Origin of the sequence: Neobacillus niacini (assembly GCF_048572935.1) — a bacterium.
In the GTDB taxonomy this organism is placed as follows: domain Bacteria; phylum Bacillota; class Bacilli; order Bacillales; family Cytobacillaceae; genus Neobacillus; species Neobacillus niacini.
Map to the genome: position 1 here is coordinate 3,332,054 of NZ_CP183883.1, position 22,516 is coordinate 3,354,569.

The 22,516-nt window shown below is 38.2% G+C and carries 24 protein-coding genes; 17 read left to right on the plus strand and 7 right to left on the minus strand.

The genetic code is table 11. The features are described 5' to 3' along the window. Positions 1-118: 118 nt before the first annotated feature. Entirely contained in the window at positions 119-850 is a 732-nt protein-coding gene (locus tag ACN6MT_RS16460; protein ID WP_419887102.1) for a LytR/AlgR family response regulator transcription factor, read from the minus strand. Positions 851-852: 2 nt separating this feature from the next. Next, positions 853-2,589, minus strand: a complete 1,737-nt coding sequence (locus ACN6MT_RS16465) for a LytS/YhcK type 5TM receptor domain-containing protein (protein ID WP_419887103.1) — start codon at positions 2,587-2,589, stop codon at positions 853-855. Between the two features lie 286 nt (positions 2,590-2,875). Here ACN6MT_RS16465 and ACN6MT_RS16470 point away from each other — a divergent pair, with 286 nt between their 5' ends. Both ACN6MT_RS16470 and ACN6MT_RS16475 read left to right on the plus strand, forming a co-directional pair. Beyond that, complete coding sequence (locus ACN6MT_RS16470) at positions 2,876-3,667, plus strand: HAD family hydrolase (RefSeq protein ID WP_419887104.1); 792 nt, start codon at positions 2,876-2,878, stop codon at positions 3,665-3,667. Positions 3,668-3,954: 287 nt separating this feature from the next. Then, the gene (locus tag ACN6MT_RS16475) at positions 3,955-4,962 is read left to right on the plus strand and encodes a DUF3231 family protein (RefSeq protein ID WP_419887105.1); all 1,008 of its coding nucleotides are present in this window, start codon (positions 3,955-3,957) and stop codon (positions 4,960-4,962) included. A 69-nt stretch (positions 4,963-5,031) separates the two neighbouring features. On the opposite strand, the gene ACN6MT_RS16480 is transcribed toward ACN6MT_RS16475, so the two are convergent. Together ACN6MT_RS16480 and ACN6MT_RS16485 are read right to left on the minus strand one after the other, a co-directional pair. Beyond that, positions 5,032-5,484, minus strand: a complete 453-nt coding sequence (locus ACN6MT_RS16480) for a S1 domain-containing RNA-binding protein (RefSeq protein ID WP_419887106.1) — start codon at positions 5,482-5,484, stop codon at positions 5,032-5,034. A 194-nt stretch (positions 5,485-5,678) separates the two neighbouring features. Then, positions 5,679-6,269, minus strand: coding sequence for a guanylate kinase (locus ACN6MT_RS16485; protein WP_419887107.1), 591 nt, complete (start codon positions 6,267-6,269; stop codon positions 5,679-5,681). Between the two features lie 369 nt (positions 6,270-6,638). Here ACN6MT_RS16485 and ACN6MT_RS16490 point away from each other — a divergent pair, with 369 nt between their 5' ends. From ACN6MT_RS16490 to ACN6MT_RS16510, 5 genes are all read left to right on the plus strand, one after another. Continuing rightward, positions 6,639-8,084 carry a DEAD/DEAH box helicase gene (locus tag ACN6MT_RS16490; RefSeq protein ID WP_419887108.1) on the plus strand — a complete coding sequence of 482 codons (1,446 nt, stop codon included), beginning with the start codon at positions 6,639-6,641 and terminating at the stop codon, positions 8,082-8,084. Positions 8,085-8,158: 74 nt separating this feature from the next. After that, complete coding sequence (locus tag ACN6MT_RS16495) at positions 8,159-8,350, plus strand: hypothetical protein (RefSeq protein ID WP_419887109.1); 192 nt, start codon at positions 8,159-8,161, stop codon at positions 8,348-8,350. Positions 8,351-8,372: 22 nt separating this feature from the next. Continuing rightward, positions 8,373-9,305, plus strand: a complete 933-nt coding sequence (locus ACN6MT_RS16500; RefSeq protein ID WP_419887110.1) for a D-2-hydroxyacid dehydrogenase — start codon at positions 8,373-8,375, stop codon at positions 9,303-9,305. Positions 9,306-9,505: 200 nt separating this feature from the next. Beyond that, positions 9,506-9,868: a DUF3147 family protein gene (locus ACN6MT_RS16505; RefSeq protein ID WP_063251687.1), complete on the plus strand. Its 363-nt coding sequence runs from the start codon at positions 9,506-9,508 to the stop codon at positions 9,866-9,868. A gap of 16 nt (positions 9,869-9,884) precedes the next feature. Then, positions 9,885-10,280: a DUF3147 family protein gene (locus tag ACN6MT_RS16510; RefSeq protein WP_063251688.1), complete on the plus strand. Its 396-nt coding sequence runs from the start codon at positions 9,885-9,887 to the stop codon at positions 10,278-10,280. Between the two features lie 64 nt (positions 10,281-10,344). Here ACN6MT_RS16510 and ACN6MT_RS16515 read toward each other — a convergent pair whose 3' ends face one another. After that, the gene (locus tag ACN6MT_RS16515; RefSeq protein WP_419887111.1) at positions 10,345-10,506 is read right to left on the minus strand and encodes a hypothetical protein; all 162 of its coding nucleotides are present in this window, start codon (positions 10,504-10,506) and stop codon (positions 10,345-10,347) included. A 358-nt stretch (positions 10,507-10,864) separates the two neighbouring features. Between ACN6MT_RS16515 and ACN6MT_RS16520 the strand changes: the two genes are divergently transcribed. From ACN6MT_RS16520 to ACN6MT_RS16530, 3 genes are all read left to right on the plus strand, one after another. Further along, a complete protein-coding gene (locus ACN6MT_RS16520) occupies positions 10,865-11,953 on the plus strand; it encodes an FAD-dependent monooxygenase (protein WP_419887112.1) in 1,089 nt (362 codons plus the stop codon). Between the two features lie 151 nt (positions 11,954-12,104). Next, a complete protein-coding gene (locus ACN6MT_RS16525) occupies positions 12,105-12,788 on the plus strand; it encodes a phosphatase PAP2 family protein (protein WP_419887113.1) in 684 nt (227 codons plus the stop codon). Positions 12,789-12,801: 13 nt separating this feature from the next. Then, positions 12,802-13,356, plus strand: coding sequence for a GNAT family N-acetyltransferase (locus ACN6MT_RS16530; protein WP_419887114.1), 555 nt, complete (start codon positions 12,802-12,804; stop codon positions 13,354-13,356). 60 nt (positions 13,357-13,416) lie between these two features. Here ACN6MT_RS16530 and ACN6MT_RS16535 read toward each other — a convergent pair whose 3' ends face one another. Next, positions 13,417-13,857, minus strand: coding sequence for an N-acetyltransferase family protein (locus ACN6MT_RS16535; RefSeq protein WP_419887115.1), 441 nt, complete (start codon positions 13,855-13,857; stop codon positions 13,417-13,419). Positions 13,858-14,096: 239 nt separating this feature from the next. Here ACN6MT_RS16535 and ACN6MT_RS16540 point away from each other — a divergent pair, with 239 nt between their 5' ends. From ACN6MT_RS16540 to ACN6MT_RS16550, 3 genes are all read left to right on the plus strand, one after another. Next, positions 14,097-14,696: a biotin transporter BioY gene (locus tag ACN6MT_RS16540; RefSeq protein WP_419887116.1), complete on the plus strand. Its 600-nt coding sequence runs from the start codon at positions 14,097-14,099 to the stop codon at positions 14,694-14,696. Positions 14,697-14,714: 18 nt separating this feature from the next. Beyond that, positions 14,715-15,704: a biotin synthase BioB gene (gene bioB, locus ACN6MT_RS16545; protein WP_419887117.1), complete on the plus strand. Its 990-nt coding sequence runs from the start codon at positions 14,715-14,717 to the stop codon at positions 15,702-15,704. Positions 15,705-15,835: 131 nt separating this feature from the next. Beyond that, on the plus strand, positions 15,836-16,936 hold the full coding sequence (locus ACN6MT_RS16550; RefSeq protein WP_419887118.1) for a threonine aldolase family protein: 1,101 nt from the start codon (positions 15,836-15,838) through the stop codon (positions 16,934-16,936). 47 nt (positions 16,937-16,983) lie between these two features. On the opposite strand, the gene ACN6MT_RS16555 is transcribed toward ACN6MT_RS16550, so the two are convergent. Next, entirely contained in the window at positions 16,984-18,555 is a 1,572-nt protein-coding gene (locus tag ACN6MT_RS16555) for a hypothetical protein (protein ID WP_419887119.1), read from the minus strand. A gap of 200 nt (positions 18,556-18,755) precedes the next feature. On the opposite strand from ACN6MT_RS16555, the gene ACN6MT_RS16560 reads away from it, so the two are divergent. The 4 genes from ACN6MT_RS16560 (at position 18,756) to ACN6MT_RS16575 (ending at position 22,143) form a co-directional block, all read left to right on the plus strand. Further along, positions 18,756-19,499: a DUF2161 domain-containing phosphodiesterase gene (locus tag ACN6MT_RS16560; RefSeq protein ID WP_419887120.1), complete on the plus strand. Its 744-nt coding sequence runs from the start codon at positions 18,756-18,758 to the stop codon at positions 19,497-19,499. Continuing rightward, positions 19,496-20,140: a LytTR family DNA-binding domain-containing protein gene (locus ACN6MT_RS16565; RefSeq protein ID WP_063251697.1), complete on the plus strand. Its 645-nt coding sequence runs from the start codon at positions 19,496-19,498 to the stop codon at positions 20,138-20,140. The genes ACN6MT_RS16560 and ACN6MT_RS16565 overlap by 4 nt, the downstream gene beginning before the upstream one ends. Positions 20,141-20,260: 120 nt before the next feature. Then, positions 20,261-21,775, plus strand: coding sequence for an acetyl-CoA hydrolase/transferase family protein (locus ACN6MT_RS16570; RefSeq protein WP_419956459.1), 1,515 nt, complete (start codon positions 20,261-20,263; stop codon positions 21,773-21,775). Between the two features lie 167 nt (positions 21,776-21,942). After that, positions 21,943-22,143: a cold-shock protein gene (locus tag ACN6MT_RS16575; protein WP_026568674.1), complete on the plus strand. Its 201-nt coding sequence runs from the start codon at positions 21,943-21,945 to the stop codon at positions 22,141-22,143. The last annotated feature ends 373 nt before the right edge of the window (positions 22,144-22,516 follow it).

A 22,516-nucleotide genomic window follows, 5' to 3' on the forward strand; every position in this document is an offset into this window, starting at 1 on the left:
CGGTTACATTTATTAGTTTAAAAGAGTTAGAGGCAGAATAGAGTGATTTTAGATTAACAAGTAAAAAAAGAAGAATATCATGCTTATAATTGGATTTAAGATGCAAAAAATGAAATGATTAAATTTCTAATCGTAACCTTAATGCTTTCACGTAATTTCTGCTAACGGAAAGTAATTCCTTCCTGCCTTGAATTTCCAACTGATAGGCACCGTTAAACCACGGAGACAGCTTGTTCACATACTCCAAATTTACTAGAAAACTTTTATGAATTCTAAAAAATCCAAAGTTTAGTAGTCTGATTTCCAACTCCTTAAGAGGTGTTTTCGTTTCAAATTCACGACTTTTTGTAATCAGTTTGGTGACTTTATCGTCTTTAAGGATATAAAGAATTTCTTTTGGTTCCAGATAAATGATTTCACCATCGACTTCGAGTGCGAGTTTTCCTGGAGCTTTACCGTTATCCGGTTCGATTAGAGTGGTAAATTTCCTCTTTATGCGGTTTATCGTTTCCTGTAATTGCTCTTCATCATAGGGCTTTAATAGGTAATCAATTGCGTCGTAGCGGAAAGCCTCAGCTGCAAATTGTGGATAGGCAGTGGCGAAAACAACCAAAGGTGCCTTTTTTAATTCTAAGAGTGCTTTAGCTGCTTTCATTCCATTCATTTTTGGCATTTCTACGTCCAGAAAGACGACATCCGGTTGAAGTTGAATGGCACACAGGATGGCAGATTCCCCTGATTCAGCTTCTCCGACAATTTTAATACTGGGGTAGGTAGCTAATAAATGTTTTAATTCATCACGACTGTAGGGTTCATCATCAACAATTAATGTTCGAATAAGTGTTTCCATATTTAACTTACCTCCATACAGGGGACACAGAATTCAATCTCAGTCCCTTTACTTAACTCACTCTTTATATGTAGACGTGAAGAATTACCATACATGATGGTCAGCCTGCGGTTCACATTGTAAAGGGCTACTCCATTTCCGGTTTCCGAAAGAATAGGTGATTTGCATATTTGGCTGGCGCGGTCCTCGCTCACACCAATCCCGTTATCTTCTACTTTTACGAGGGTTACTTTGTTTTGTTTTTGTATTGTAATTTTCACCAATCCGTTCCTTTCCGTATCCTTCATGCCATGTTTAATTGCATTTTCAACGATTGGCTGAAGGGTGAGTGGGGGGATCGTCTCTAGAAGCGCACTATCCTCGATATCATATATGACTTTCAATTTATCTTTAAATCTAGCTTCTTCTATAGCCAAATACGCCTTAACATGCTTTAATTCTTGTTCTAGCGTGGTCACGCTTTGAGTCGTGACGGAAAGATTTTGCCGCAAGAAATGGGACAGAGAAACAAGCAGCTTCCGAGCCTTACCAGGATCGACTCGAATAAGAGAAAGTATCGTATTTAATGTATTAAATAGGAAGTGAGGACTAATTTGTGCCTGAAGTGCCTTGATTTCTGCTTCCTTAGCTAATTGAAAGGATTTTTCAGCTTCTGCTAGTTCAAGCTGGTTACTTAAAAGCGAGCTAAGCCCTGTTATTAATTCCATCGTGACGGGTGTAATTTCCTTTTCTGAGCGAAAATAGAACTTTAACGTTCCAATTGTGTCTCCTCGTTGTTTTAAGGGGGCGATAACAGCAGCACCAAGAGGACAGCCCTTTTCGCGGCAATGAATGGATTCTTGGTTTGCTGTTACGATTTCTCCCTTTTCGATGGCTTCCATCGTAATTTCGGTTTGGATGGGGCTTTCAGAACGATGATGGTCATGTCCTAGTCCAATGTGAGCCAATATTTCTGATAAATTTGTCATTGCCACAGCTCTTGTATTCATTTCATTATGGAGAATATGGCAGACTATTTTTGCGGAATGGGAAGTAAGTCCGTTTCTTAGATAGGAAAGGGTCTTTTCCGCAATTCTCAATGTTTTTTGTGCCTGCAGGGCACCTGCTTTTTCTTCTTCGTTTATAACACTTTTAATGATAAGCAGAAATAGGGCGCAGCCTAATCCATTTGCTAAAATCATTGGCAAACCAATGATTTCAACTAATGTCCAAGCCTTTTCAAAAGGGCGGGAAATGAGTATAATAACCAACATTTGCAATGATTCTGCAAGAGCACCAATCACAAAAGCAGATCTTAGTTTTAAGATTTTATTTTTTCGATAGAAGATTCCTGCCAAGAGTCCCGCGATAATGGTTGCTAAACCACAGGATAACCCGGTAAAACCGCCTAGTGTAAAGCGGTGTATACCTGCAATTAAACCTGCACCTAGTCCGATTTTATATCCTCCAAGTAGACCGGCTAATACAACTCCTATTACACGGGAATTGGCAATCGCTTCATCGGCATTTAAATTGGAAGTCCAACGGTTTATTTCCAGGCTGTCAGTATTGAGCGTTAATCCAGAATATGTTCCTATGATTCCGAAAAAACCAAAGAAAAGGATGGCTGTTAATTGCTGCTTGCGATTCAGTTTTTCCTGATAAATCATATCTCGAAAAAACGGAAATCGCGTTAAAATAAAGGCAATCATCACGAGAATGCCTAATCGCTCCACCATGGTTATTAATAAATTGAACATGGCAATCCCCCTTAATGGTGACTGTTACCAGCTAGTAAATCTTTCTTATTATTATATCAGTGTTAGGAATATTCGGAATAGTATTTCGGTTTATCTATTAAACTCATTGGGATTTCCACCGATGGGTGTAGTCGTCGATGATTAAAATCTTAGGTTTTTAAAATTCTTCTAATCCTTCAACCGTTTAGAAATGAGAAATTTATTTTTTACTTGTGAAAGAATATTCATTTAATTTTAAAAATGGTAAACTAGAAAAATATATTTGTGTGAAAGGTGATGCTTAGAAATGATAAGAGCAATTTTTTTTGATTTAGATGACACACTGCTTTGGGATCAAAAAAGTATTCAGGAAGCATTTGTTGCGACTTGTAAAGTAGCAGAGGAACGATATGGAGTAGACGCCACTGTACTAGAAGATGCAGTTCGTGAGGCTGCTAGAAATTTATACTCTTCTTATGAGACATATTCGTTTACACAAATGATTGGAATTAATCCGTTTGAAGGTTTATGGGGGAATTTTTTAGATGATCATGATGATTTTAGAAAAATGAAGGAAATTGTACCTGGCTATCGAAAAGAGGCATGGACAGCAGGACTTAAGGCATTGGGAGTAGATGACCCTGAATTTGGATATGAGTTAGCGGAAAGGTTCCCCAAGGAGCGCAGGAATTTACCGTTCGTGTATGAGGAAACGTTTCAAATTCTTGATTCATTAAAAGGGAAGTATCAATTGCTTCTTTTGACAAATGGATCCCCAGATTTGCAGAATACGAAATTATCAATTACACCTGAACTGGTTCCCTATTTTGACCAGATTGTCATTTCAGGTGCGTATGGAAGAGGAAAACCGGATCCTTCGATATTTGGGCATGCATTATCACTGATGGAATTAGAGAAGGAAGAAGTACTAATGGTTGGGGATAACTTAATGACTGATATTTTGGGTGCCAATAGGGCAGGAATTAAATCCGTTTGGATCAACCGCCACGATAAAGAAAGAAATGAAGTGATTCCAACCTATGAAATCCACCACCTCGAAGAGCTTTTTCCACTATTAGATGAGTTAAACAAGAAATAGAATAATAAAAGGCTGTCAAAAGTATACTAGACTTTTGGACAGCCTTATTTTTTTGTCCCATAAAAGCGTGGGCATTTGATTAGGGTAACAATCAGGGAAGGAGTGTTACCCTGATTTATGGTAAGAATCATGCTAGGATTGTTACGATAAAATCGGCAGCGTTGGATTTTGGTCATAATCAGACAAGCATTCTTATAGCAAAACTGCAAGCTGAATGGTAGAACCGTGTAAATAATTCCCTCCTATTCTGGAAATATTATGCCTGAAGAAGCTAGGAGGAACTAAATATGAATAATAACCTCAATCCTATTAAGTTAACGGCAGCTGAATTGTCTTATCTTTGGACCAGTTATCTTGCAGACAGTATGTCTATCTGCGTTTTGAAGTATTTTTTAGTACATATCGATGACCTTGACATTAAATCCCTTATCAATCATGCATTAGAATTATCGCAAAAACATCTTGATTTTATTCGTGAGCTATTTACTTATGAACAAATTCAGATTCCACAAGGATTTACCGAACAAGATGTAAATTTATTGGCTAAACGATTATTCTCGGATATTTTTTATCTAAGGTATATTCGGAACATGTCAAAGGGCGGTTTAGTTACCTATGGTAGGGTATTACAAAACGTTTATCGCCAGGATATTCGTTCTTTCTATGCTGAATGTATGACAGATACCCTTGAATTGGATTCTAAGGCAACGACAATTTTATTAGAAAAAGGGCTCGCTATGCGCCCTCCTATTATTCCTTATCCACAAAAATTAGAGTTCGTCCATAAACAATCCTTTATCTTAGAAGGTCTAGGGAGAAGGGAAGCGCTAACAGGAGCAGAGGTTACCAATCTCTATGCAAACGTTCTGACCAATCGCCTAGGTGTCGCAATCACAACTGCTTTTAGCCAAGTCGCGAAATCCAATAAGGTCCGAAAATATTTCTTGAGAGGAAAAGAAGTTTCATTGAAGCATATAAAAGTCTTAAGCAGCTATTTGGAAATGGACTCACTAGGATTTCCGATTGCGTTCGAACAAGAAGTGACAGACTCTAAGGAATCCCCATTTTCAGATAAATTAATGATGTTTCACTTTAATCTCATGATATATGCTGGGGTAGGTAACTATGGGATTGCGGTTTCCGAAAGTCAGAGAACCGATTTAGTTGTGGATTATACACGATTTAATATGGAGGTTCTGAAACTATCTGAAGATGGAGCCAATCTTATGATCGAAAATGAATGGTTAGAGCAGCCGCCTTTAGCTGCAAATCGGAGAGATCTGTCAAAGGGTTAGTGAGGATTTTCCTTTATTTAAAAAATAAAAGAAGGCATGCCCGTGCTGGCATGCCTTCTTTATCTATAATTATCCGCGTCTTCCGCCTCTGCCGCCACGTTTCGTTTCGGTGTTGCGTTTTAAGCTGGATAAGTTTTCTTCACTAGCTTTTAAGAATTTAGCCATTTTATCTTCAAAGTTCTCTTTTGGCTTAAAATTGCCGCCTTTTGAACGGAAGTCTTTTGATTGCCTGTTATCTCTTCCTTGGCGTTGTGGGCGCTGGGAATAAGAAGAAGTTTGACCTTCTGGCTTATGAATAGCTTTTTTAATGGACAAGGCAGTTTTACCGTCTTTCTCACTAATTACCTTAACTTCAACTTGATCTCCTACTTTAAGATGATCATTCACGTCTTTAACATAGCTATCAGCTACTTCACTGATGTGCACAAGACCAGTTGTGCCACCTGGTAATTCTACAAACGCTCCAAAATTAGTAATACCCGTTACTTTACCTTGTACTTTGCTGCCTACTTCGATCGACAAAAAGAGTTCCCCCTAAATAATGTTTTCAACACTTAATTATACACGGTCAATTAGACAATTTCAAGCTGTTATCTATATTGATTTACTTCATTTAAAAGTTTTTGGAAATATTTATGGTGATTCCTAATTATAAGGCAGTAAATATGAAAAAGGTCCAATGACAGGATAACATCCTATCGATTGGACCTTATTTTTTAGTAATCTGTGACAATTCGATTTCGATCGAGGAAAGCTTCAATGACTTCACTCACTTGATAGGAAACCTGTGGGGAGTCATAGTTTTCAAATATATGTTCACATTGATTTTTATATGCCATGGTTTCATCATAGTGTGCTAAGTGTCTTTGAATATCTTCTTCTTTATCATTACGAGCCTTATGTCTTTCAATAACCGTATCACGGTCAGCAAAAACGAAAAAGCGCATAACTTTGTCACCATACATGTTTTTTAATTTTTCAGTGCCTTCTGGATTTAACGTTAAATAGACAAGATTATGATTTTCAAATGCCTTAACAATATCCTCTTCACGGATTCCATAATGAATTCCATCGATTTCCACGATCTCAAGAAATTCTTCGTTGTCTTTCAGCTTGTTGAAATTTTCTTCCGAAACAAAATGGTAGTCTACGCCATCTTGCTCGTAATGACGGGGAGGACGAGTCGTGTAAGAGAGGACAGTTTCCATATCAAACGCGGTTGCGACCATCTTAGCAATCGTTTTTCTCCCTGAGCCATCGGGTCCAGTGTAAATGAATAACTTTTCCTTATCTTTAATTTTATACATAGATTACCTCCTAATAAAAAGATTTTTAGTAAATAAAAAAAGAGATCCACTGATGTATGAAGTTGCTGTCCAGTGAGTGATTCGTAATATCCTTATAACAGGATATTACTATTATAACAGATTCTGACGAAAATTTGGACTTTTCTGTTTTTTAATTCTAGTATCTCACTATAACTATCAGACAGCTTCTAAATCTACTGTACATTTTCTCTATGATGTTGTAAAGCTGTTGTGCAAGAGAGTATTAAAATAAAAGTCGAATTATCTAGCTTTTCAAGTATAATGAACATATTCAGATTTTGCATATGATATTTCTCACAGAGAAATCCTATAGAGAAGTTGGATAATAATAAAAAATGGGGTTGCCGCATGAGTGAAAAAAAGTTTGAGGATTATTCGTTAAGCGATGAAATAAGAAGGGCGCTTACGGTGCTTAAATACGAAAGTCCTACTGAAGTACAAACAAAAGTTATACCAAAGGCTATGGAGAGTCAGGATTTGGTTGTAAAATCGCAAACAGGCAGCGGCAAGACAGCAGCCTTTGCGATACCGATTTGCGAGATGATGGAATGGGAAGAGAAAAAGCCACAGGCTTTAATCCTTACACCGACTCGTGAACTTGCGGTTCAGGTTCGTGAAGATGTAACGAATATTGGTAGATTTAAACGAATCAAAGCAGTGGCGGTCTATGGAAAAGAACCATTCTCGAAACAAAAAGAAGAATTAAACCAAAAGACGCATGTGGTCGTTGGTACACCTGGCCGAACGATGGACCACATTGAAAGGGGAACGCTCCAATTAGATAAAATAAAATATCTAATCATCGATGAGGCGGACGAAATGTTAAATATGGGGTTTATTGACGAAGTTGAGGCTATCATTAAAGAGCTACCAGAGAACCGGGTAACAATGGTCTTTTCAGCAACCCTGCCAAAGGATGTTGAAAATCTTTGCCATCAATATATGAAAGATCCAATTCATATTGAGATCGCCTCTACAGGTGTTACAACGAATACGATTGAACACAGTGTTATCGAAGTGAAGGAAGAAGATAAGATTTCACTGTTGAATGATGTAACAGTAGTTGAAAATCCAGAAAGCTGTATCATTTTTTGCCGTACAAAAGAAAATGTAGAAAATGTCTATGCGGAATTGGACAAAGCCAATTATTCCTGTGAAAGATTACATGGCGGCCTGGAACAAGAGGATAGGTTTGCTGTCATGGACGGATTTAAAATGGGAAATTTCCGTTATTTAGTGGCTACGGATGTGGCTGCAAGGGGAATTGATATTGATAATGTGACGCTCATTATTAATTATGATGTTCCGATGGAAAAAGAGAGCTATGTTCACCGAACAGGTAGAACTGGTCGAGCTGGGAACAAAGGAAAAGCGATTACTTTCGCAACACCATTTGAAGGGAAGTTCCTAAAAGCAATTGAAAGATATATTGGCTTTGAAATTCCTCCAATGGACGCTCCTTCCGAGGATGAGGTGTTGAGTGGAAAAGCGGCATTTGAAGAAAAACGAAGCGGGCGAAGGGTAGTTAGAAATAATAAGACAGCTCGAATTAACAAGGACATTACCAAGCTCCACTTTAGCGGCGGTAAAAAGAAGAAGCTTCGAGCAGTCGACTTTGTTGGGACCATTTCCAATATTCCAGGTGTTTCAGCAGACGATATTGGCATTATTACCATCCAGGACAACTTATCTTATGTTGACATACTAAATGGCAAAGGCTCAATAGTGCTGCAAGCCATGGAACACACAACGGTAAAAGGCAAGAAATTGAAAGTGAGTAAAGCGTTAAAATAATCTGAACAAATAAGGACGATTAAATATACAATAATCGTCCTTATTTTTATAATTGAACAGAGAGGATCATCCCAATGAAATATTTTAAATCACAAATGAAGCAGTTAGTAAAAGACAACAAGGAATTGCAGCAGCACTTAAAGGAATTGATATATGAACATGAGCTTGAAAAAAACTATGCTCTTAAGGCTTTGTACCATTCAGAAGTGGCTGATGGCGGAAAATATCAGGCTGCCTATCAGGCACTTGACGTGCCGAAAGTTTGAGCTTTTTAGGAGAGGGAAAGAATTGAATATAAAGAATATTTTACTTGTCAGTCCAATGTATAGAGAACTACAAGCGTTAATTGAAAAGGAAGCCCCACATAAGAATTTCCGTTTTATGCCGGAGGAAGAGCTTTCACAGGACGATTTAAGCTGGGCGGACGCACTGGTCTCTTTTAATCTGAAAACGGAATATGATTACAGCACTGTGAAATGGGTTCACTCGTTGGGCGCAGGCGTTGACCGTTTTTTACATAAGAAAGATTGGAATCAAGAGGTACTATTAACAAGAACCATTTGTTCTTTTGGACAAAGAATTTCAGAATATTGCTTGAGCTATATCCTAAAAGATTTACAGCTCCATGACCGTTTTCAAGAGCAACAGCAGCAAAAAATTTGGGTTCAGTCGACTCCGAAATTAATACGAGAACAAAAAGTTCTTGTTTATGGAACAGGTGAAATCGGTCAAAGGATTGCGGAGGTTTTTTCTGGATTAGGAGTTAACGTTTACGGGGTATCTTTAGGCGGGAAGGAAAAAGCCGGTTTTACTAAGGTTATGACTCTTGATACTCATTTTTCTGTTTTAAATGAAATGGATTATGTGATTAATACATTGCCTTTAACGGAAAGAACAGAAAAATTATTTAACGATGCCATCTTTAGTGGTCTTTCTAATGCAGGATTTATTAATGTAGGGAGAGGTGCTTCAGTAGACGATACCGCCTTACTTCAGGCTTTAACCAATAATAAAATTCGATTTGCTATACTTGATGTATTCGAACAGGAGCCGCTTGCAGATAGTAATCCGTTATGGAATCATCCAAGGGTTCATATAACTCCACATATCTCTGCCATAACGACTCCGAGTGAGGGGGCTGCTTGTTTTCTTGAAACACTTAAAAATATTGACGATAATAGGCTGCTTGCCAATAAAGTTGATACAAACAAAGGTTATTAGCATAGAATTCATCCAAAACCCTGCGAAAGGGTTTTTTTAGATTTTCTTACACACTTCACAATGGTAACGCTTTAAAAATAGTAAAGAAATGTTCACATGTGATGGAGTGAAAATGCGGTAAAATGAACATGTATCATATTTATGTGAAATAATTCACAATAAATTATTTGGTCTTTCAAAAATAACAGGGGTGAATCACCATGGGAGAACTATCAATAAGTGCTTTACTGATAAGATTTATTTTAGGAGGAGGAGCCGTAGTTGTTTCAACACTTGTTGCTAGGAAATTAGGTGAAAAGGCTGGAGGCATTTTTGCAGCATTTCCAGCCGTGTATTTAGCCGCATTATTGACAGTAGGTTTGGACTTCAGTGGTAATGAACTAGTTGCCCATTCGATTATTTTATCGAAAGGTGCCATAGTCGGCATGGGAATTAATATTATGGTTGCCATTCTTGCGGGATATCTTTTGCCAAGGCAAGGATGGAAACGCGGTCTGTTGCAGGCTATGGGATTTTGGTTGGTTGTATCAATGGCTGTCGTGATGATTACAACATACTCATGAGGGAAGGGTGCTATTTATGTATAAAGATTTATTGATCCGCTTCATTCTTGGCGGTGCAGCGGTAATGGTCAGCTATTTGATAACGGTTATATCTCCTTGGAAAATCTTAGCCGGAATCTTTGCAGCATTCCCAGCCGTTATGATAACAGCGGTGTTAATGGTAGGGATTGCTTCCGGTTCAAAGAATGCAGCGAAGATTGCAAATGGGTCGGTTTTTGGAATGATTGGCGGTGTGGTTTGCGTAGCGACAGTATGGACCGTATTACAAGTAAGTGGTAACTGGATGTTAAGTATTGTACTTGGGCTTCTGTTTTGGCTGGGCAGTTCTATCATAATATCCACATTTAAAGACAAGCTTAAAAATAGTAGAAGAAATACCTTTAGAGTAAATTTACTCATTAGACACAAATAAAAACAAACAAGACGGCAGTTAGCCGCCTTGTTTAAGGTTACATAGTGTGTATTTTATATAATGCTTATTCCTCTGTATTTACTGTACCTTCCTCAGTACCTTCTTCATTTTGTTCTGTTTCTTCTGTTTCTGTTTCATCATTTCCCGTATCAGCACATCCAGTGGCAACTACAAGCAACATTAAAACAGACATTGAAGCAACTAACCAAGTCTTGAAACTTTTCATCTTAAAATTCCTCCTTGAATGCTTATAAATTGTATTACAGGATTATCATACAAGCTTTTGAAAGGAATTAGATTCGATTTGCCATTTCTTAACATTTGTTAACCTATTCTTTAAAAAAACTCAAACACTATGAAGCAAAATTTACAAATAATTTAGAATATCTGTTTTGAGTACATAATCAGAATCTATTACATGGGTAAATGGTAATAGGTATGTAAAATAATTAATTGACCGTTCTCAATAATTTTGTTACTCTATACTTAACTTTTTTTCTTATCATGAAACTTTTTGAAGCCAAACATTTAGTTGAAAATACATTATTATATAGAAAATTCATTAACAGTAGAAGGTGGGTAAAATGAACTTACAAGCAGATGTTTGTATCGTTGGCGGCGGACCTGCAGGGACATTACTCGGACATTTATTAGCTAAAAACGGTGTATCAACTATCATAATAGAACGATCTGCTGGAGTGAATAGGCAATTCAGAGGCGAGCATATTAATGCCGAAACAGAAAACATCTTAAAAGAGCATAAATTATTTGAGAAAATAGAAGAGCTCGGGATTCTCAAAATGAAAAAAGTTGAATACTTTTCTGGCAGAAAAATGGTGAAAAGTATCTCACCTGGTATCCATGAGGATCACGTTGGCATTCATGTACCTCAAGCACATTTATTAAGTGCTATTATTCAAGAGTCAGAGGCGTATAACCATTTCCAGTTATTATTTAATACAACAGTGAAGGAATTAATCCTGGATGAACAAGGAATCTATAGGGGTGTAAAAGCAATCCAAAACGGTCAAGAAATTATGATCTCAAGCAAAGTGACAATAGGGGCAGATGGTCGTTATTCAACCGTTCGGAAGCTTGCTAAGATTCCTACCATCGAAATGACACACGGATATGATGTCCTGTGGGCAAAAATCCCAGCTCCAGAGGGATGGGAACCGACAACAAGAATGGCGTTAGTTAATGGTCATCAGTTGGCGTTGTTTAGCCAAACGGGGGGATTGATCCAAATAGGCTGGAACATTTCTGAAGGAACTTTTTCTGCATTAAGGAAATGTTCTATCCAGCCTTTTCTACAACCATTGATTGAAAGTTTTCCGGAGCTAGAAGATGGTGTGAAAGAACACCTTCAATCCTGGAGTGACTTTGTTTGTTTAAAGGTACAAAGCTCCCGCTGTGAAACATGGGTAGAGAACGGATTAATCCTCATAGGGGACGCTGCTCATACCATGACACCAACAGGTGCAATCGGAATAAATTGTGGAATGAAAGATGCCCATATCCTAGCACCAATCTTAACCAAAGCACTAATGGAAAATAATATCCGATCTGAGCATTTGAAAATATTTGAAATGAACAGAAGAAACGAAATTAAATCGCAACAAATCATGCAAGTAAAACAAGAAACAACCTTTTACGAGAAATTTGTAGGGTGACAACTGATACGGTGACAGGCACCAAATATACAAAAAACACTGTTTATGCAGCGTTTTTTGTATATTTGGTGCCTTTTTTATTTGTGTATAATTAGTAGGAATGCAGTAAATGGGAAATTATATGTTTAACCAGTATGAAGGGGTTTTCAATATGAATGTGAAGTTTCAGGTTACACGTCTGTTTGTTGTGAGTTTATTTTCACTATTGTTTTTTAGCTTAGTAGCGGCCATGATTAGGGCAGATAAATTGCTTGATTTTGATCGTGCTGTCATTGAGGCTGTTCAATCGCATGAGGCACCTTTTATTACATCTATTATGAAGTTTTTCACAGAGATTGGGTCAACTAAAACCGTTGTGATCTTATGCCTTTTGATTATCTTTTTTCTATATAAGGTGCTGCACCACCGAATGGAATTACTATTATTTATTGGGGTTGTTATAGGATCCCCAATCCTAAATAAAGTGCTGAAAGAAATCTTCCGACGCGCACGCCCAGATTTACACCGGCTGATTGAAATTGGCGGTTATAGTTTTCCAAGCGGCCATGCCATGAATGCTTTTACCGTATATGGAATTCTAACCTTTCTACTGTGGAGACATATTTTTATTCGAAGTGGACGTACCCTGCTGCTTCTTGGTAGCTCCTTTTTCATTATCATGATTGGGGTAAGCAGGATTTATTTAGGAGTCCACTATCCTAGTGATATCATCGGCGGTTATTTTGCAAGTGGTTTTTGGCTTGCTACATCCATTTGGTTTTTTCAATGGGTTATGGAGCGACGACCGCACCTTGCTAGTAGAATGCTAAAAAGATCAGTAAAAACTTCTAAATAAAGGAACTAGACCGATGGAATTTATCACAACACACCAATGGGATGCAGATTTATGGCAAAAGACAAGAGATATCTATAATGTTGCTTTTGGCGAACATGCTACCAAGCCGGAAAGGATTATCCGCAATATGTTTGCGAGAGGTCTTAGTACGCTTCATGTGTTAATGGAGAACGATGTGGTTCTGGCGATGGCACTGACTGGATCTATGCCTAGCTCAAGCGTACTGCTGTTGGATTATTTGGCGGTACGGAAGAATATTCGAGGTCATGGTATTGGTAAGGACTTTTTTGATTACATAAAAGAATGGGCCAGAGCGCAGCATCAATACAACCGAATATTGGTTGAAGTAGAATGTGATGACATACCAGAAAATCATGCGAGAATCCATTTCTGGGAAAGATGCGGGTTTCACTTGTTAGACGATTATAAACATTGCTACAAATGGGGACCGCAGCATTATATGGCAATGGTCCTTTACCTTAAGAGTAAGCCTTCCACTCCGTTAAAAGGAAAAGACTGTCTTATGTATATGGCTTCTTTCCATAAAGAATCCTACAAATTAAACTAGTTACTGGCAGGGGTCATCAGATTTTATTCTGACGACCTTTTTTGCTTAAAGATAATGGTTTTAATTTAGATTCTTTGTCATTAAAGTAGATACGTCTGTAAATCCAAGCTTTTCATAAAGGCGCTTTGCCTGGTTGCCGGCATAAACGTTTAATTGGACCTTTCTATGACCCTCAGCCCTTAATTGTATGAACGCAGCCTTACATAGCTTCTCAGCTGCACCCTGTTTGCGAAAGGGTGGGAGTACATACATTTCATTGATAAAGCCAACTGTTTCATCTGTATTTTGATCGATGATTTGCCCTAAACCTACCCAACCTTGAATAACATTATGTTTTACTCGAACAAGGTAATATCCACCGCCATTCAAAAAAGGGGTCATCATTTCCATTGCTTTTTCCCGGCTAGGTTTTACGTACCCCATAGTGGCTTCTTTTAATACCTGTAAATGGTAATTTAAGATACTTTGAGTCTCCTCATAGGTTGCTTTTCTAATCGTCATTTCCCTTTCCATCCCCTTCAAAGACTATAAAAAAACTAGTTGAATACCTAGACTATAGTATGAAATTAGATAAATTTTGTTGCTGGTAAGGTGGCAATCATAAATGGTTTCTCTAAAGTCTGAAATATTGAGTGAAGGTTACGCTAAACCAAATTTTTATCATATGTTAACTTATGAATAAATTAAGTTGACATAAAAAGATGAACCTATTATTCTTAATTTAAAGAATATTTAGGGGGATGTTTATGAAACTTAAAACAACAGATTTAACAGCAGCGGCCATGTTTGTTGCGCTAATGGCTGTTGGGGCTAACATTACTTCCATCGCTCCATTCATGGTCGTAGGGGGGGTACCCATTACGCTGCAAACATTTTTTGCTATCTTAGCAGGCGTCGTTCTCGGCAGCCGATTGGGTGCGATTGCAATGATGGTCTATGCATTCGTTGGTTTGGTAGGAGTTCCTGTTTTTGCTCAATTTGGCGGTGGATTTGGCACTTTCTTAAAGCCTACATTCGGTTTTATTGTTTCTTATGTTTTTACAGCTTTTATCACCGGTTACATAATAGAAAAAATGAAAAATACGGTTGGGGTTTTTGCATTTGCAGCACTTGTAGGAATGGCAATTAATTATCTTTTCGGTACGAACTGGATGTACGCCGCATATAAAATTTGGGCTGCAGCACCAGACGGTTTTACCTATAAAATGGCTTGGTTATGGATGGTGGTTCCTCTTCCAAAAGATATTATTCTAGCTATTTTAGCAGGTGTTATGGGACATCGCCTAAAACGAACCTTATCCAAAAGTCAATTTTTTAAAAATGTTAGAAAAGCGAGTTAAGATAAGCGGAGGGATTCGATGAGTAAGTGGAAGGAATTAGCGTTAGAGGTGCTAAATGGTCATGTTATTTCTAAAGAGGAAGCCTTAGAGATTCTGAATTCCTCTGATATGGATTTACTAGAGGTTTTGCAAGGTGCATACGTTATTCGCCATCATTATTATGGGAATAAGGTTAAACTTAATATGCTAATTAATACAAAGTCAGGTCTTTGTCCTGAGAATTGCGGCTACTGTTCGCAATCTAGTATTTCCAATGCACCGATTGAAAAATATAGAATGGTTGATAAAGATACCATCCTTAAAGGAGCTGAGCAAGCATACCAGCTTAACGCTGGTACGTATTGCATAGTAGCGAGCGGTCGCGGTCCAAGTAATCATGAAGTGGATCAAGTGGTTTCAGCAGTAAAGGAAATAAAGGACAAATATCAGTTGAAGGTTTGTGCCTGCCTTGGAATTTTAAAACCAGAACAAGCCGCCATGCTGAAAGAAGCTGGTGTCGATCGCTACAATCACAATCTTAACACCTCAGAAAACCACCATGACTTCATCACGACATCACACACTTATCAGGATCGAGTGGATACTGTCGAGGTAATAAAAGAAGCCGGAATTTCTCCATGTTCAGGAGTCATCGTCGGCATGAAGGAAACGAAGGAAGACGTAGTGAACGTGGCAATGAGTCTAAGAGTTTTAGACGCAGATTCTATTCCTGTTAATTTTCTGCATGCAATAGATGGTACTCCGCTAGAAGGTACAAAGGAATTGAACCCTAGGTACTGCTTAAAGGTTTTAGCTTTAATGCGGTATGTGAATCCTACAAAAGAAATCAGAATTTCAGGTGGACGAGAGGTTAACTTAGGAAGTTTACAGCCGCTGGGATTATATGCTGCCAATTCAATTTTCGTAGGTGATTATTTAACAACATCAGGACAAGCAACAACTGCCGATCACCAAATGCTTGAAGATTTAGGATTTGAAGTCGATTTTGTAAAAGAAACTGTTCAATAAATAGGATATAAGAAAATTTGGGTATCATCTAGTAGATGATGCCCTTTTACATGTTTTATTATAAAATATCATTAAAAAGGTTAGAAGTTATTTTTGTTAAATTTACATAGTAGCTTGAAGGGAGAACAGTAATGTCAGAGATTAATGTTTTAGGAGAAGCCTATAAAAAAGCAAAATATAAGGTACCGGGTCATGGTCCTAGAAATATTAAGGTGCTTAAAGATGCACTCATGGATATCGATGGTGAAACGGAAAGCGAAATGTATGGAAAAGGTACAATCATCGATGACTTTCAAGAGAAAATGGCAAAGTACCTTGGTAAGGAATCCGCTGTATTTTTTCCAAGTGGAACGATGGCACAGCAAATCGCCTTACGTATTTGGTGTGACCGGAAAGAGGTCAAAAAAGTCGCTTACCATCCATTAAGTCATTTAGAAATTCATGAAGAAGATGGATTAAAGGAATTGCATCATATCGAGACGATCTTATTGGCTGATAAAGACAGAGTCATTCAACTGGAAGATGTGGTTAGCTTAAAAGAGGAAATCTCTTGTTTATTGCTTGAGCTTCCGCAAAGGGAGATTGGCGGTCAGCTGCCGGATTACAAAACATTGGAAGATATATCGGCATACTGTAAGGATAGTGGAATTAAATTACATTTAGACGGTGCAAGATTGTTTGAAATTCTACCTTATTATCAAAAAACAGCTGCAGAGGTTAGTTCTCTTTTTGATAGTGTATATGTGTCTTTTTACAAAGGAATTGGCGGTATCGCAGGGGCAATACTCGCTGGAGAAAAAACCTTTACGGAAGAATCAAAAGTTTGGAAAAGGCGTCATGGCGGCGATTTAATTAGTCTTTATCCATATTCCTTAACTGCTGATTTTTATTTCGAACAACGAGTGGGAAAAATGAACCAGTACTATGAAGAAGCAAAAGAACTTGCCCAATACTTTAATCGATGTCATGGAGTTTCGACAAAGCCATTGGAACCAGTTTCTAATATGTTTCATATCCATTTTGAGGCACCAAAAGAGGAGATAGAAGGGATTCTAGTAGCCATCTACGAAGAAACAGGTATAGGCTTAACCAGTTACGTGCGCGAAATCACTAAGACGACTAGTTACTACGAAGCGAGTATTGGTGATTTGTATGCTCAACTGCCTAAGGAGGATTTAAAAAAGGTTTTTCAACTGCTAGATGAAAAAATGAAGACCATTATAACGCTATGATTATAAAAATCCCCATTTCAGTTCAACACCGGAATGGGGATTACTAATTAGATAATATAAGGACCAAAGAAAATCGTTAATAGTAAGATGTGAAGTCCGACAAAATAGCTTATTCTTACCGTACCAGCCCAATGATTTACCTTTTTCGTATGAATCGTTAACCACAATGCGATGATGGCAAATAAAATCATGTAAAGATACGAACTGCCAGTAAAAGTTAAGTAGCTCGGTGCATTTGTATATATGTTATCAACAAAAAAACGATCTTTCCAAATGAGAGATGCTATCGCGTAAAGTCCAATCCCTGTATAAAAATACCAAATTGGATCGCGATCAGCGATTCTATTCCTAAAGATATACATAAATACAACAAACAGAAGCGGCCAAATAAACCATATAACGGCAAAGGCAATACCGAAAAATGATGAGGTTATCATCCCAAACGTTTTACCTAGTGCCTGCAGCCAATCATCTTGAGTATACTCTATTAATGGATTGACAGATTTAATGTCAGCAGATGATAGTTTAATTTTATGGCTATCGCCGCTTAAATCAATCCATGCGATCGTTTTTTCATTAATCCATTGCGGGTTCGTTGAAATCTCAGGTGTATTGCTGCGTCGTTCTGTTTTAGTGGTGCCACTTTCGTTTATTTCTGCAGAATAGATATTAAAGGTTGTACTGTCATTGAATTGGGTTTGTGTTCTCCCGTTTGCATGAAAAAGTATCGTTGGTTTATCATTACGAAAGGTAAGAATGACATCAGAAACTTCCTTCAAGCTGTTATTTCCTGCTGGATCTTCAAGGGTTAACTCGTTTAACGTTTGTGTTTTTGGACTAAATAAACTTGTTAGCATAAAATAGTTAAAGAACTCCGGATTTCCGCCTTGAGTCGATTGAAGCTCTTCCTGAAGTAACAGTGCTAACTTTTTACCATTCAATGCAAATGAAATATCATTTACAACTTTTCCCGGATCAACCTTTAAACTCGACTGGTATATGGTATTCATTTTGCCATTTGCATGCTGTTGCAGTGTAATATCGACACCAGTTGGATGAGATGAATAGGTTAATATACTTACTCCATTTTTGTTCTCTTTAGCTTTGAGCTTGAGTTTATCCAAATCAATATCCATTATTTTTTCGGAATTCTTTGTTCCGGGTGAAAGTTGATAGAGAACATGACCTTTTACATAAAGAGTGGTAGTTTCCAAAGGATAAAACTTCTCTACGTCTGAGACAATCATATTTTTTTCTTGGTCATAAATATTTTTAAAATCAAAATATAGAATCGTATCTTTCTGCTGGTAAACTTGAGTCCATTTAGTTACCGGTATGTTGTAAGTTTGCTCTTCCTTTACGGTGAAATCCTTGCTCAAAGTGGTTGTGGCTAATTTTCCATCTTCAAATCTTGTGAAAACAAAATCACCATTTTCCGTGACTTTTACAGGAGGCAAGTGATTCAAATTTGTTTCTCCTACCGTCAGGGCCCTGCTCCAATCATCAGCTGGAGGTTCCGTCACATCGGAAAAGTTTTCATAGAATAATAGAAATATTGCTAAAACGATCATGAACGCAGGTACAAACCAATAAAGCTTAGTAGTGAATTTATTGTTCATATTAGACCCCCATGTTACTCTTTAGTTCTCTATATATTTTGACAAAAATAATAGTAACATAATTCTGACAGAATAGGCTATACCAAACACAGTGCCGTTGTAAAATATTGTTAATTTAAACGCAGCTTGCCAATCGATAAAAATCAGTATAATTTCATGGTAAGATAACTTAGAGGAAAAATGTTTTTTAGGAGATACATATGACGGAAATGAAAAAACTGCAAGAGGCAGATTTATATAAACCAATTCAGAGGTATTTTTTACGAGAAGGCTATGAGGTATATGGGGAAGTGAAGGACTGTGATATGGTCGCAGTTAAAGAGGATGACCTGGTTATTGTTGAATTAAAACTCACCCTAAGTGTGGATCTTCTTATTCAGGCAGCCAAACGGCAAAAATTAACGGACCAAGTATACATTGCCATTCCTAGACCAAAAGGACGGTTGAATTCTAAGCAATGGGCTGATAAATGTCATTTAGTTAAAAGACTAGAGCTTGGCTTAATTGTCGTTTCCTTTCCAGGAAACCGCTCGAAAGCAGATATTCTTATCCACCCAACTTCCTTTCATCGTAAAATAGCTGCCGGTCGTAACAAGATGAAGAGAGAAGCCATCTTGAAAGAAATTAGCGGACGGAGTGCTGATTTCAATATAGGGGGCAGCAGCAGGACTAAAATCATGACCGCTTACAAAGAAAATTGCATTCAAATTGCATGTATTCTAAATAAAATGGGACCATTATCTTCCAAGGCGTTAAAAGTTTTGGGGGCGGGTGATAAAATCCCCTCCATCTTAACGAATAACTATTATGGTTGGTTTGAACGGATTAAAAGAGGTACCTATGCTATTACTGAGAAGGGCAGGCTTGAGGTGCAGGAGTATCAGGAGCTTGTAAACTATTATTTAGAAAAACTAGACATAAGTGATGGGGGAGAATCCAATTGAAGAGTATTACAGTTGTTTCCCTTCTAGATGTAATTAGTGAATTGTTTTCGGAGGAAATTTCAATAGCAGTCTCAGATACGAGTGAGTACATCTATTACCGCCCTAGTAAAAGGGTGGATTTGAAGATCCGGCGAGGAGATGTTTTGAAGGAGGGGACCATAGCCCATAAAGCTATAACTTCTCGTCAGAAGGTATCCGAATTTATTGACCGTGATGTATTTGGCGTTCCCTATCATGGGATGGCAGTCCCCTTCTTTCATGAAGGGAACCTAGAAGGGTGCGTTACAGCGATTTTCCCTTCATTAACCAGCGGTAAATTAGTGGTAACTATTAAAACCGAGGATGGCTGGATTCCCATGCCTTTTTCCGATGTGATTTACTTAGAGGCGAAGGAGAAAAAAACATTTGTAAACGGAAAGGACCATTCTGGCACCCATAAAAATACCTTACAGGAATTTGAGTTTCTGTTGCCAAAGGACCATTTTATCCGTTGCCACCGCTCGTATATTGTTAATGTTAATCATATCAAGGAGATATTTCCTGATACGCATTCCACCTTTATTCTTTCAATGAATAATGGGGACAGGGTTCCAGTCAGTCAATCCTACTCTAGTTATTTTCGCAGGCTGTTAGGGTTTTAAATCTGCTGGTTTAGAAATCGAATTTGCTGTTTTGTCTGAAAATTCCGTAGTTAATTCCACATTTTCCTACTAACTAAAACCTTTCAGTTAAAATAGGTGCAAAGGGGAGTGGGATGGATGATCGAAAGTAATTTAAAGCGGATTAGAGACCCTCAGCTTTGGGACCGGGTCGTGACACCAGAAGAAGCGGCAGAGTGGATTGAAGACGGAATGACTTTAGGGTTAAGCGGATTTACACGTGCGGGTGACGTGAAAGCGGTTCCGTTTGCATTGGTAAACCGTGCAAAGTCCGAAACATTTAAAGTCAACGTGTATACAGGGGCTTCTTTAGGATCTGATGTAGATAAATTATTTGCGGAGGCAGGTATTCTTGGAAAAAGACTTCCGTTTCAGGCAGATCCCACTATGAGAAAAAAGATCAATAGCGGTGAGTTGTTATTTGTCGACCAGCACTTGTCACATACAGCTGAGTTGGTTCGTGCAAATGTGATTGCCCCTATTGATTATGCAATTTTGGAAGCGGTATCAATAACAGAGGATGGAATGGTAATACCAACAACGTCTGTTGGAAATTCGTTATCGTTCGCATTAAATGCGAAGTCAATCATCATTGAAATCAATGTAGCTCAAAATGAAAATCTTGAAGGACTCCATGATTTATATGAACCTGGTAAACAAGGTGAACGGGATCCAATTCCGTTAACAGCAACAGATGACCGGATTGGAACACACGGAATACCCATCGACATTAATAAGGTAAAAGGGATCGTGTTTACCAACCAGCTCGATTCTCCGTCAACGATTGTACCGCCTGATGAGGAAACGGAAATCATGGCCCATTATTTAATCCAATTTTTAAGGAAGGAAGTAGACGCTGGCAGACTTACTGAACGACTTGCTCCTTTACAGTCAGGGATTGGCTCCGTAGCTAACGCAGTTCTACACGGAATGATCGATTCCGAGTTTCATGATTTAGAGGTCTATTCGGAAGTATTACAGGATGCCGTATTTGACTTGATTGATGCAGGGAAAGTCCGAACTGCCTCCTGCTGCTCGATTACCCTTTCAGATGGAAAAATGAAAGAGGTATTTGCTCATTTTGATAAGTATCGTGACAAATTAATCATGAGACCTCAGGAAATATCAAATCATCCGGAAGTTATCCGTCGTCTTGGATTGATTTCTATCAACACGGCTTTAGAAGTAGACATCTATGGAAATGTTAATTCTACTCATGTATTAGGAACAAAAATGATGAACGGTATCGGTGGGTCAGGAGACTTTGCCCGCAACGCCAGATTGGCTATTTTTGTCACAAAGTCGATTGCAAAAGGTGGAAACATATCGAGTATTGTTCCATTTGTTTCTCATGTGGATCATACGGAGCATGATGTGGATGTAATCGTCACCGAGCAGGGCTATGCAGATTTGCGTGGACTTGCACCAAGAGAACGGGTGGAATTAATTATCGAGAATTGTACCCATCCCTTGTATCGTGAGCAGCTTCGTGACTATTACCAAGAGGCATTAACGAGAGGCGGTCAAACTCCGCATGTATTGGAAAAAGCTTTTTCCTGGCACACCCATTTTGCCGAACAGGGGACAATGTTAAAAAAGATAGTTGAAACGGTGTAGAAAAAAACTTTGGAGATTCATTTGCTTTAATTGGATATCTCTGTTATAGTAAAGAAGAATTATTTTTGTTTGTCAGTTGGATTAAAAAGTTTTCAAACTTTACGTCTAAAGAACTGAGCAAGGATAGTAACACAATGTGTGCACAGCACACGAGGAGGAAACAACAAATGGAACAAGGTAAAGTAAAATGGTTTAATGCAGAAAAAGGTTTCGGATTCATTGAAAGAGAAGCAGGAGACGATGTATTCGTACACTTCTCAGCTATCCAAAGCGAAGGTTTCAAAACTTTAGACGAAGGTCAAGCAGTTACTTTTGAAGTAGAACAAGGTCAACGTGGACCCCAAGCTACTAACGTTCGTAAAGCATAATTGAACCGACATATATAAAAGACTCTCTTTTGAGGGTCTTTTTTTTGTGTTTTAAAGGGTGAATTGTAGCCTGGGTTGAGGAAAAACAGGGTTAGTGGCTGCGATTAGAAACTATTCGTGCCCGTCAGCGGGGAAAAGTGAGATTGGCGGTAACGAATAGGTGCTATTCGTGCCCGTGAATGAGGGAAAGTGGGATTGGCGATAACGAATAGGTGATATTCGTTCGCCCCCATGAATAAGGAAAAGTGGGATTGGCGGTAACGAATAGGTGCTATTCGTGCCCATGAACGGGGAAAAGTGAGATTGGCGGTAACGAATAGGTGCTATTCGTGCCCGTGAATGAGGGAAAGTGGGATTGGCGGTAACGAATAGG